Origin of the sequence: Sphingobium scionense, from assembly GCF_014197035.1 — a bacterium.
GTDB lineage: Bacteria > Pseudomonadota > Alphaproteobacteria > Sphingomonadales > Sphingomonadaceae > Sphingobium > Sphingobium scionense.
The window spans coordinates 1-9,498 of record NZ_JACIEU010000064.1 but is presented as its reverse complement, the minus strand read 5'-3'; the positions used below and the strand labels follow the sequence as shown (position 1 = coordinate 9,498).

The 9,498-nt window shown below is 61.3% G+C and carries 11 protein-coding genes; 7 read left to right on the top strand and 4 right to left on the bottom strand.

Annotated features, from left to right (window positions below; genetic code table 11):
* Window positions 1-163: 163 nt before the first annotated feature.
* Window positions 164-694, bottom strand: a complete 531-nt coding sequence (locus GGQ90_RS28375) for a hypothetical protein (RefSeq protein ID WP_159365831.1) — start codon at window positions 692-694, stop codon at window positions 164-166.
* Window positions 695-757: 63 nt separating this feature from the next.
* Between GGQ90_RS28375 and GGQ90_RS28370 the strand changes: the two genes are divergently transcribed.
* Both GGQ90_RS28370 and GGQ90_RS28365 read left to right on the top strand, forming a co-directional pair.
* Window positions 758-1,114 carry a hypothetical protein gene (locus GGQ90_RS28370; RefSeq protein WP_159365830.1) on the top strand — a complete coding sequence of 119 codons (357 nt, stop codon included), beginning with the start codon at window positions 758-760 and terminating at the stop codon, window positions 1,112-1,114.
* Between the two features lie 239 nt (window positions 1,115-1,353).
* Window positions 1,354-1,608, top strand: coding sequence for an acyl carrier protein (locus GGQ90_RS28365; protein WP_159365829.1), 255 nt, complete (start codon window positions 1,354-1,356; stop codon window positions 1,606-1,608).
* Between the two features lie 483 nt (window positions 1,609-2,091).
* Here GGQ90_RS28365 and GGQ90_RS28360 read toward each other — a convergent pair whose 3' ends face one another.
* The gene (locus GGQ90_RS28360; RefSeq protein ID WP_159365828.1) at window positions 2,092-2,481 is read right to left on the bottom strand and encodes a hypothetical protein; all 390 of its coding nucleotides are present in this window, start codon (window positions 2,479-2,481) and stop codon (window positions 2,092-2,094) included.
* Window positions 2,482-2,728: 247 nt separating this feature from the next.
* Here GGQ90_RS28360 and GGQ90_RS28355 point away from each other — a divergent pair, with 247 nt between their 5' ends.
* From GGQ90_RS28355 to GGQ90_RS28345, 3 genes are all read left to right on the top strand, one after another.
* Complete coding sequence (locus GGQ90_RS28355) at window positions 2,729-3,037, top strand: PilZ domain-containing protein (RefSeq protein WP_159365827.1); 309 nt, start codon at window positions 2,729-2,731, stop codon at window positions 3,035-3,037.
* A 101-nt stretch (window positions 3,038-3,138) separates the two neighbouring features.
* Window positions 3,139-3,342: a hypothetical protein gene (locus tag GGQ90_RS28350; RefSeq protein WP_159365826.1), complete on the top strand. Its 204-nt coding sequence runs from the start codon at window positions 3,139-3,141 to the stop codon at window positions 3,340-3,342.
* A 934-nt stretch (window positions 3,343-4,276) separates the two neighbouring features.
* Complete coding sequence (locus GGQ90_RS28345) at window positions 4,277-5,242, top strand: Dyp-type peroxidase (protein WP_159365825.1); 966 nt, start codon at window positions 4,277-4,279, stop codon at window positions 5,240-5,242.
* Between the two features lie 430 nt (window positions 5,243-5,672).
* On the opposite strand, the gene istB is transcribed toward GGQ90_RS28345, so the two are convergent.
* Complete coding sequence (istB, locus tag GGQ90_RS28340; protein ID WP_159365824.1) at window positions 5,673-6,482, bottom strand: IS21-like element helper ATPase IstB; 810 nt, start codon at window positions 6,480-6,482, stop codon at window positions 5,673-5,675.
* The gene (istA, locus tag GGQ90_RS28335) at window positions 6,482-7,987 is read right to left on the bottom strand and encodes an IS21 family transposase (RefSeq protein WP_159365823.1); all 1,506 of its coding nucleotides are present in this window, start codon (window positions 7,985-7,987) and stop codon (window positions 6,482-6,484) included. The genes istB and istA overlap by 1 nt, the downstream gene beginning before the upstream one ends.
* A 265-nt stretch (window positions 7,988-8,252) precedes the next feature.
* Here istA and GGQ90_RS28330 point away from each other — a divergent pair, with 265 nt between their 5' ends.
* Together GGQ90_RS28330 and GGQ90_RS29195 are read left to right on the top strand one after the other, a co-directional pair.
* The gene (locus GGQ90_RS28330; protein ID WP_159365822.1) at window positions 8,253-9,170 is read left to right on the top strand and encodes a GGDEF domain-containing protein; all 918 of its coding nucleotides are present in this window, start codon (window positions 8,253-8,255) and stop codon (window positions 9,168-9,170) included.
* Between the two features lie 54 nt (window positions 9,171-9,224).
* Window positions 9,225-9,498 (top strand): hypothetical protein (locus tag GGQ90_RS29195; protein ID WP_223178508.1); only part of this gene is annotated, 274 nt, incomplete at its 3' end.

Genomic DNA, 9,498 nt, shown 5'->3' with positions numbered 1-9,498 from the left:
CACCGCAAGTTCGCCGCCTAAGATCAACCCCCTGACGAGGTCCGCACTCCGCTAATCTACGCCGCGAGTTGTGCCGAATGTTCTGACGACGGACATGCCGGTTCTACGTGATTAACATCCTGCATGTGCAGAGCCTTTCCGAAGAGGAGAATAGCACAGGTTTTCACGACAGCGAAACCTGGCGCGGTGAGTTGAGGGAAAGGGTGAGGCGAACCATCACCGCCCTCACCTCACTTCCTCTCCCTCCTCCCCGCCGACACTCATCGATCGCTTTCCAGGCGAAAGTGCCGCTGCCGTCCGGGAGGTCACTGTGACGAAGGGCAAGCGGCGCGATCCAGACCCTTGCCCCGCTCTTTCGCCGCGGGCCGAGGCCGCTATCATGCGTCTGGCAGAGCTTCTTGGCCGCCAGATCGCGCGGGAACTGCATGAAGAGAAGAACCGACAGAGGGAACAGAAGGATGATCCGGGGAGACAGCCATAGTGATGGCAAGCCGCCATCAGGAGGCGGAGTTAGTCGGGTCTTCGGCAATTTCCTCGGAAGATGCGGATCGGATTTGGAGGCAGTGAAGCGGCGTTGAGCGCTGATTTCACCCGCTTCAGCGACGAATGGATCTGCGGTGTACTGACTCCCGACGCTATAAACAGTATGGGCGCGCTTCGCATATGATCCTCGCAGATGAGTGCCGTTTGGCATGGATGCCTCCCGGCGCGGCATATTGCCGGCGCGGATATGGTACGGATATTTTGAGTAGCTGAAGTGAAGGCAGTTCACGGCAACCTCGATGGCCCTCTCGCGCTCGACGAGGATATCGCTCTCTACGGCAGGGTTTCCGGGGGCGCGACAGTTCGCAGCGGAAAGCGATTCATCCTCCATGGCACGATCGCCGGCGATCTGCGGGTGGAGAAGGATGCCCGCGCCGTCGTGCGCGGAACCGTCGCCGGGCGCATCTATAACGACGGCGGACGGGTGGAACTGTTCGGCATGGCTGACGCCATCGCGAGCAGTTCACGCGATGGCGTCACCATCATCGATCCTGCTGCACACGTCCTGGGCGGCGGGAAACCTCGTTCGGCCGCCCCTCGGCGATCGGGAACGCGGCACTTGCCGCTATAACGGCAGCGCTTCTGAGGCAGGTTTCCGACTGATCCATTCCCATCGACGTTGGATTGGCGTGTCCGCGGCACGCTCTGCTGGTGAAGTAGCACGTCTGGCCTGCTGTTCCTCTCTTGACGAGCCGAGGCAGATGCAGCGACCATGCGGAGACAGGCCCTCGCTCCGGCGGCGTTTCTGCACCGATCGCTGTCAACGGTCCGGATATGATGGGGGCCCTGTATCATCAGGGGTTGGTCTGTATGAACGACGTCGCCGCACGGGTTACCAGCATCGTGATCGAACATATGGGCGTCTACGCCGATCAGGTCACGCCAGAAGCGAGGTTCATCGAGGATCTGGGCGGCGACAGTCTCGACGTGGTGGAACTGGTGATGGCATTCGAAGATGAATTCGGGGTGACGATTGTCGACGCCGATATCGACGCTATAATCACGGTGCAGGATGCGATCACTTACATCGAGACGGCCCAACAGGCGCGTCCGGGCAGCGCATAAGTCGAGGGCATTTCAGGTAACCGCATCATCACGCAAGTCCGGAACCAGTGGTGCTCTCATTTATCGCACAGTCTGATGCAAAATCTGCTGTTGCACCAGCTTCTGAACAAGCGCAGCCAATCCTTCGTCCTTTTGGGCATCCTCACCCGGACTTTCAAAGGCTGGCCCTGGCGGCCAGCTTCTTTTTCGTATGGTGTCTCACGACGTCGCGTTGAGAACCGGATTTCTGCGGTGGTGGTTAATGCCGTGTCGATAGCCCGTAGAAACGAGGCGAGAGCCCCCGTTTCTCCGTCCCGCGTCGATCTTGCAACATTGTAACGCGATTTGACGGCCTACGTGAGATATTCACCGGCAGCGACCCGAAGGACGCCGCCGGTGAGGTGGCGCTCATGACTGGAACCTTCCGGGCACTGCGTGGAAGGCTCAATTTTTGTCGCTTGATGACCGGGCACGCGGAGTAGAAGGCGGGATTTGGTAGCCCGCCTAGTTGGGCTCAGCCTCAGCGCCATTCTCTTCGTCGGCGAGGCGATGGAGATCCTGCTCGATGGTTTGCAGAATCGGGACGATAATTTCCTCGACGTCCTGATCGCGCAAAGCCTCACGAGCCAGTTGGAGCTTGACGATTGCCGCTTCGATATTGGGCGCCGGGAGGGATAGGAGGGTTTGGACCGCTGTCTCGTAGGGGACGGCGAAACTGGCGTCGGTTCGCTCCCATTTGCGTACCCTCGCACAGGCTTTGTCATAGTCTTCGGGAGTGAGATTAGGATCTGGACAGGGCGTGCTCGCCCGCCACTCGGTGAAGGCGTGGCGGGTCTTGCGAAATTGCTCTATTGCCGCGAGCCACGTCGGGACCATGTCGTCTCGCGATGTCATCCTCAAAATTCCCTGAACCAGTTGCAGGCCCGGCGCACTGTAATCGATTTGACTGGCCGCATACAAATCGGCCCTCTGAGGCAAACTTAACTCGTCGCCAGGCGACAACGGCGGGGCGGGGGGATCGGCGTCGCAAAACTGCGGAGTCAGCGGTGGATTTTACCGGAAATTAACCGGATTGCTGTTGCCTGAGGGCGCGGAAGGGCCTGGGTGCGGGTGCCGGTTCCGACCTCTGGAGCAGTATTCCATGATTGAAATGCGTCGCGGCAGACGCCACGATATTGCGCATTCCCTGACTGCCGACCACCGCCGCCTGGGTGAGTTGACGCTGGAGATCGTCAACATCTCCGATCAGGGCTTCATGTGCGCGAATGAAGTGGAGATCCAGCGCGGTGAAAGAATTGAGATCCGCCTGCCCGTCATCGGGCGTATCGAAGCCCATCTCGTCTGGGTTCATGGCGATCGCAGCGGCTTCCAGTTCGAACGCATCGTTCGGCCTGACGATTTTCGGGCGCTGCTGGCGGCCCTGAACGGGCGATCGGGGAAGCGAAGCTGATGGCAGGCCGGCTTGCGATTACGAATGCCGCGGCGTCCCCGCTATGCCTTTCCGACATGGCCCGTCTTTATCACCTGGAGACGCCGCGCTAGATCGACCCGATGGACTACCGCGTCAAACTCATGCCTCGTATCCATGTCCTCGATGCCACGGGACAGCCGGTTCCCGATGCCCATGTCATTGAAATCGCCTTTCCCGGCGCATCCATCCAGACGCCGCGCGGCTGTGTTGAAAGGATCACCGGCCAGGGCAGCGCCAGGATCATCGTCGGCGATATCCTTAGTGAGGGTGTGCCCCTGTGCTGAACGGTAATTCCAGTTGGTTTCGTCCTTCAGCCGTCACGCTTGCAGGCATGGTTGTCGAGAGCGCAGACAAGCGTTGTGAACTACCCTGGCGCGCCGTCCAGGGGATTAGCGCGGGACGCGTTCAGTTGGACAATGAGATATGGCACCTGGCTTTGGCGGTAGACATCGACAGGGAATGGAGCGCACGCCTTGTCATCGTCACTGAAGCGGATCGGATCTGGGCGAGGTTCACGCAGTTGCTGCCGCAGGTCTTTCCCTGCGTTCCGAGCGTGACGACGTGGGGACCGCAAGCGCTAACGACGCCGGAGCCGATTTCGCTGTATGATCGACCATCCCGGGATTCGCATTGGCTGGGTGCCGAAACGCGCTTTCAGTAGCGCGTCTGCTTGTTTCTCCAGCCAATTAGGCGCTTCAGCCTTGTCAACGACAAGACGATCAGATCTTGAGGTCAGCTTAATCACGACAAAGTCGACGGCATCGGAAAGAGCGCCTTGATGTCGCAATTGGGTGGGCGCGGGGTGTCGGCTGCCTGCTGGGGACATTGGGGATAAGCGGGCCGATGGCCTCAAGTGATCGCCCTTAATTTCTTACCCACTGGAGGGTTCTGATTGTGCAGCGTCGCGTCGGGTGGCGACTGATGCGCGGTTCCTAATCCCGGCCCTGTCACCCCGCCGATCACAGGTTATCGACGGCTTCATTCACCGGTTATCGACATATTTGCCTACTCCTGGCGCTTCACTTTTTCCGCGGTAAGAGGGCGCAGTCAGAGACCATGCCCTCTTGTCGATCCGGCTGAACGCACCTAGCGCCGTTTGATCCGGCCATCAGAAATGGCTCCGGAGACGATCAGCGGTGGCGGCCGCTGCACGAAATGCATAACCTTACCGCTGCGGCGCGGCATCGGCGCAGTCGGCAATGAGTGTCGGAGTGACGAATGGCAGGACAGACATGGGACCGGGTTCCGATCGACGCGCAAAGCATTGAGGCTCCCCTTTCGAGTTCCGCGGTTTTTCTGGTGCTCTGCATCGCCGATGGCCCCTCTCCTCTCAGCACCGTCCGATCGGTCCTCGACGGTCTCGATGACCTCATCAAGACAGTAGGTTTCCGTGACCTTGGAGCGAAGCTGTCGTGCATCGTCGGGATCGGCGCGAACCTGTGGGACCGTCTTGATCCGTCGAAAAGGCCTGCCGAACTGAAGCCGTTCGCGGCCATCACGGGCCCCACGCACAATGCGCCGTCTACGCCCGGAGACATGCTGTTTCACATCCGCGCCGAACGCGCCGATTTCTGTTTCGAACTCGAGAAGCTGTTGCTGACCACGCTCGGCGATGCTGTCCGCGTCGTCGACGAGGTTTCAGGCTTTCGCTATTTCGATGCGCGTGACCTTCTCGGCTTCGTGGACGGTACCGCGAACCCGGCGGGCCGCGACATCCCGACCTCGGCGCTTGTCGGCGATGAGGATGGCGACTTTGCCGGCGGCAGCTACGTCGTGGTGCAGAAATACCTTCACGACCTCGCGGCCTGGAATGCCGTCGATACGGCAAAGCAGGAAGCAATCATAGGTCGCACCAAGGTCGATAATATCGAGATCGACGACGATGCAGCCCCGCGAAAATCCCACAAGTCGCTGGCAACGATCGTCGATGCCGATGGGACCGAGCATGATATACTGCGCGATAACATGCCCTTCGGCAGCCCCGGCCGCGGCGAGTACGGAACCTATTTTATCGGATATTCCCGCCATCTGTGGGTCGTTGAGAGCATGCTGCAGCGCATGTTCGTCGGCGAGCCTGCCGGCGCCTACGACCGCCTGCTCGATTTCTCCACCGCCCACACCGGCACCACGTTCTTCGCACCATCGCGAGCCACGATGGCTAAGCTGGCCCAGGAGCCAAGCTGAAGTCCTACGCCGTATCTATTCCCGTGCCTGCCGGGTTCTGATTTGACGCATTATTATTCTGGGCGGACGGAGTTTTTAACCAATCGGCTCTATCATAGGCCGGAAATGGCGATGATGGGCCCTCAACATTGTGGCCCGCACCAGAGTTGAACTGGCGCCTCGCCTCCACGGCGGGCACTATGTGTAGCGCGTCGATTACGGAGTCCGGTCGGCGTCAATTATGATGGCCGGTAGGCGGCCGCGCCGGTTGGTGGCTTTGGGCTATCATGAGCGGTTGCGAGGGGCAACCGGGCATCGTCAATTACAGCGCTGGGTAATTGTCGCTGGCACTGGACGAAAGCGACAATTCGAAGGCTTTGGGGTAATTGCCGCTGGCGACAATTACCCGTTGTCTCAGTCAGGGTGCTCGCGAGCGCGAAGTCAGCGACAATTATGATGGCCGGCCTGGAGCGCCATTCGATGGGTCATAATCGCCGGCGTTGATGCGAGCGACGGCGGATCGCTTGCGGTAGCTCTCGCCGTTCATCTCGATGATGGTCGAGTGGTGCACGAGGCGGTCGATCGCGGCGACAGTCATGGCTGGATCTGGAAAGACGTTGTCCCAGGCCGAAAATTGCTGGTTGGCGGTGATGGCGATCGAATGGCGCTCGTAGCGATGGGCGATGAGCTCGAACAAGGCGCTGGTCTCGACCTGGTCCTTGCGGACGTAGGACAGGTCGTCGAGGACGATGAGATCGAACTTGTCGAGCTTGTCGAGCATCGCGGGCAAGCTGAGGTCGCGTCGTGCGGCCTGGAGCTTCTGGACCATGTCGGTTGTGGAGCAGAACAGGACACGTCGCCCGGCGTCGATGAGGGCATGGCCGATGGCGGCAACCGCGTGCGTCTTGCCGGTGCCGCTCTGGCCGAACAACAGCAGATTGCCACCGCTCTCGATCCAGTCGTCGCCGGCAGCCAGGGACAAGAGGTGCGGCTTGCGGATACCGGGGGCGGCGTCGAAATCGAAGGTGGCGAAGGTCTTGCCTGCCGGGAGGCCGGACTGGTCGCGATGGCGCTGGATGCGCCGGGAGGAACGGTCGGCCATCTCGATCTCGAGGAGTGAGGCGAGCAGGTTGGCGGCCGGCCAGCCATCCCGATCGGCGGTGTCGGTAAGGCGCTTCCAGTTGCGGTTGATGCTCGGCAGGCGCAAGGCCTTGAGCAGGGTAGGCAGCACGGCGGCGGCCTGGTCTTTGGTGCGGGTCATTAGTGCACCTCCCCGCTGGCGATCAGGCTGTTGTAGCTGTGCAGATCGGGTGGCGGGATAGTGACATCGCGCTGTGATCTTGCGGTAGGCAGGAACTCCTCCCTGAGCGCATCGACATCGGGCAGGCGCCCGCTGTCGAGTGCCTCATCGATCCGCCGGGCCAGCACGTCGACACAGTCGCCCCTGGCGGCGATATCGAGCAGCGCGACGGCATCGCGGCAGGCCTGCCGTCCGTCGAGCTGGGCATCGAAGGCTTGCCAGGCCCGCCGGTAGGCGTGATCGGGGAACAGGGCTTCGCGGTAGACGAGGTTGCGCAGTGCACCGGGCTTGCGGCGCAAGTTACCGATCATGTGCCGGAAATCGATGCTGTGCCCCCGGTGGGGATGACTGATCCGCACACGCGGCGTGGACATTACCCTGTCCGGACCGAGGAAGAGCTCGATGCGATCGTCAAAGAGATGCGCGTTGAGGCGCCGTCCGACGAGGCGGGAAGGCACCGAATAGGTAACCCGATCGATGCCGACGGTGCCGTTGCGGGTGACATCGACGGTGACCATGGCGAAATCGGTGGTTCGCTTTGTGGGCAGCCCCTTGAGTAGCTTGCGCTCTGCATCGATGCGCGCGGCATGCCGTCGGTTCTGCCTGGCGACCTGGGCGTCAACGAACTCGCGCCAGGCCTCGATGCTGACGAAATCGCGGCTGCCCCGCCGGCGCAGGGCCTGATCGAGGCGCCGCTTGAGGTGACCGTGCGGACCTTCGATCGATCCGTTCTCGTGCGCCTCGCCGCGGTTGTTGCGGGTGGCAAGCATGCCGTAATGACGACACAGCTCGTCATAGCTTCGGGTAAAATCCCGCTGCGCATCGGCGTCGAGGTTTTTGTAGGCGGCTGACAGGGAATCGCTGCGGTGTTCGGCCGGCGCACCGCCCAGCTTCCACAACGCATCCTGCAGGTGTTCCGAAAGGGCGGCAAAGCTCTCCCCGCCCAGCACGACAGCTGCATGCTCCCAGCCACTCGCCGCCAGGCGGAAGTGGTAGAGGCGATAGCCCAGGGTCTCGCCGGCAACCGTGACCTTGAGGCTATCGCATACCGTGAAATCCGACAGGCCCTGCCGACCGGGCTCATGATGCTGCGGGAAGAAGATCTCCTTCTCACCGCCGTGCAGTGCCCGCCAGCGGGCGATCCGGCGTTCCAGAGTTCGTCGTATCGCATCGGGAACAGCATCCTCGCCGAACTCGTCCTGGAGCGTCTCGAAGACCGTGACGGCAATGATACCGTCGATCTGGAGCAACTCCTCGACCCGTGGCCAGAATGGCTCGAGCGGATCGGCGCGGGTGCGCCAGTGGCGCTCCTTCTTCTTCTGGGACGGAAGCTGCGGATCGTTCTCGATCCGGCGTGCACTGCGCTCGCTGATACCGGCCTTGGCGGCCGCGACGGCCTGGGTGTGTTGGCGACGATGGGTCATGAAGAGAAATACCTGCTGATCGGAAATGTGGTGGCCCGGCATCGCAAACCCATCGTTCCTTGTTCGATGAGTGTTCCGATACCACCGCCCGCCGCAGCCCCGACCAACCCCCGAAAGAAGGGGAAAGAAGATCGCCATCGGTTGTCTGGTCCGCTCTCCGGTCGGGGCTCCGCCCCTCCCTACGATCAGCCCAGACAACCGATCCTACCGGCCATCATAGTTGCCGCTCAACCGGCCACCGTAGTTGTCGCCGCGCACACTATGTCCGACATGCAAAGAAAATAAGTGGTGAGGTCAGGTGTGACGCATGGAGAGACTTACCCCTAGCGGCTGGGTGGCCGAAAGCCTGTATTTTCTGCCGCGCAGGCTTGCCTGGTTCGCCATCGTCGTCATCATCTCGGGTATAGCCTGGGCTGACTTCAGTTTTCCCTATGTCGGGATGGGGCCGTTCTACCTCCTCCTCATCTGCGGGGCAGCCTGGTCTCTGGGCGGTACAGCCAGCTTCATCATCGCTATCGTTGTGGCGGTTCTCACAACCATGCCGGCGGTCTTGCAGGAGGCGGAACTGACCTCGGGCATATTGGCGGTGAAGCTTTGCATGCGCCTGGTCTGCTTCGGGACCGTCGCGATCGTGATCAACAGTTTCCGGCGCTCCTTCCAACGGGAACGCTATCGCGCCCGTCGGGATACGATGACGGGGGCGCTCAACCATCAGGTCTTTTATTGCCGCGCCGGCAAGAGGATCGAGGCGGCCGGTCGCAGCAACGCCCCCCTCCTGCTCGTCATTCTGGACCTGGACGATTTCAAGGCGATCAACAGCACACACGGACACGGCGCCGGCGACGCCGTACTGCGCACCTTCGCCGACAGCCTGTCCGCGATCGTGCGCCGCGAGGATCTGGTAGGACGGCTGGGCGGCGATGAGTTCGGTCTCCTTCTGGACGTGCCGTCCGTAGCCGAAGGACAAGGCTTCGCGCGCAGCATTCACTTGCGGTTGTCGAGCCTGCTCGCGCAGGGGCAGTATCCGCTGACCTGCAGCATGGGCGCCCTCCTCATCCCACCTGCAGCATCTCGCAATCTCGCCGAATTGATGCATGCGGCCGACCTCGCGATGTATCAGGCCAAGCACGCGGGCAAGAATAGCGTGCGGATCGTCCGCGCCGATAAACCAATCGACAATTCCGCTTCAGGAATCCGAGTATCTCGGCGTCATCGCACGGTCTGAGGCTGGAGACGGCACCAGCGTCGTGCCCCGTGCGGCATTCAAACGGCGTCACCCTTGCCGCAACAGATCAAACGATCAGAATACGGCTGCGACCATCGTCAGGATGTTGTCAACGAACCGGCGTGGCATGGACCGGGCGGCAATGTCGTCGTGATCGATCTCGTTCGAACTCGCCATCCATTTGCGTTGATGCTCGCCGACCTGTCCTGCCAGTTCCAGCGAAGCAAACAGGACTTAGGTCCCCGTGCTACAACTGTATTGTTTGGTTCAACGCAGTGTCGTCGCAGGGCGGCAGCGCCAGCGCGGAGATTTCAAGCTTGCGCAGCGC

Excerpts from the sequence above, each read along its gene's own strand:
- GGQ90_RS28355 (WP_159365827.1), top strand. The coding sequence starts at position 2,729 with ATGATTGAAATGCGTCGCGGCAGACGCCACGATATTGCGCATTCCCTG.
- GGQ90_RS28360 (WP_159365828.1), bottom strand. The coding sequence starts at position 2,481 with ATGACATCGCGAGACGACATGGTCCCGACGTGGCTCGCGGCAATAGAG.
- istA (WP_159365823.1), bottom strand. The coding sequence starts at position 7,987 with ATGCCGGGCCACCACATTTCCGATCAGCAGGTATTTCTCTTCATGACC.
- GGQ90_RS28330 (WP_159365822.1), top strand. The coding sequence starts at position 8,253 with ATGGAGAGACTTACCCCTAGCGGCTGGGTGGCCGAAAGCCTGTATTTT.
- istB (WP_159365824.1), bottom strand. The coding sequence starts at position 6,482 with ATGACCCGCACCAAAGACCAGGCCGCCGCCGTGCTGCCTACCCTGCTC.
- GGQ90_RS28365 (WP_159365829.1), top strand. The coding sequence starts at position 1,354 with ATGAACGACGTCGCCGCACGGGTTACCAGCATCGTGATCGAACATATG.
- GGQ90_RS28350 (WP_159365826.1), top strand. The coding sequence starts at position 3,139 with ATGGACTACCGCGTCAAACTCATGCCTCGTATCCATGTCCTCGATGCC.
- GGQ90_RS28345 (WP_159365825.1), top strand. The coding sequence starts at position 4,277 with ATGGCAGGACAGACATGGGACCGGGTTCCGATCGACGCGCAAAGCATT.
- GGQ90_RS28375 (WP_159365831.1), bottom strand. The coding sequence starts at position 694 with ATGCCAAACGGCACTCATCTGCGAGGATCATATGCGAAGCGCGCCCAT.